Source organism: Corallococcus sicarius (genome assembly GCF_003611735.1).
GTDB lineage: Bacteria > Myxococcota > Myxococcia > Myxococcales > Myxococcaceae > Corallococcus > Corallococcus sicarius.
This window is the reverse complement of record NZ_RAWG01000665.1, coordinates 1-853: the sequence shown is the minus strand read 5'-3', so window position 1 is coordinate 853 and position 853 is coordinate 1. Positions and strand designations below refer to the sequence as shown.

The window sequence follows — 853 nt, the reverse complement described above, 5'->3', positions numbered from 1 at the left end:
ACGCGGACGGGGCCACCGCTTCGGGGCCTGACGCATAGACGCCCCGGTACTCCGGGGGCAGCAGCGCGGCCACCCGGCGCATCATCGCGTCCACCAGCGCCTGGCGCGCATCCGTGGCGCCGGCCAGCTCCGGCTCCAGGTCCTGCATGCGGAAGGCGGGCCCGAAGGTCACGGTGACGTCGGCGTGGAAGAGCCGCTCGCCGCCCATGTCGGAGTCGTTGATGGGCATCAGCTTCTGCGTGCCCGTCAGCGCCACCGGCACGATGGGCACCCCGGCGCGCTTGGCGATGAGGCCCACGCCCTTCTTCGCCTGCAACAGGCCCGCGGAGCGGCTGCGCCCGCCTTCCGGGAAGATGAGCACCGACTGGCCGCCCTTGAGCAGGTCCACGCAGCGGCGCAGGGCCTCGATGTCCGGCGAGTTCGGCGTGATGTCGATGGTGTCCATCGTCTCCGCCGCCAGCCGCGTCATCACCGTGCCGTGCAGCTTCACGCCGGCCAGGAAGACGACCTGGCGCGGGCGCAGCGCGCGGTACAGCGTGAAGCCGTCCGCGTTGGACAGGTGGTTGCAGATGAAGAGGCACGGGCCCGGCGGCAGGTCCTTCAGGCCGTACACCTTCGCGTGGGACAGCGTGCCCCACACGGCGTGCATCAGGCCGCGCACGATGTGCCGGCGCGGGCCTCGCGGCAGGAGCGACATCAGGGCGAAGAGAGCGCGTAGCACGTGTCCTCCCACTTCCTTTCCCGGGCACCCCCACGCGAACCCGAGGGGCGGAATGGTTGCCCGTTCAACCGAAGATGTAGTCCTGCCTGCCAGGGCAGGTCAGCGCCCGTCCTGAAGCCCTCCCCCTGTCTC

1 protein-coding gene is annotated in these 853 nt (G+C 71.0%); it reads right to left on the bottom strand.

Going from position 1 to position 853, the window contains the following annotated elements:
* On the bottom strand, positions 1 to 721 hold a 721-nt coding region (locus tag D7X12_RS41595; RefSeq protein WP_147444009.1), incomplete at its 3' end, for a lysophospholipid acyltransferase family protein.
* Positions 722 to 853: the final 132 nt, after the last annotated feature.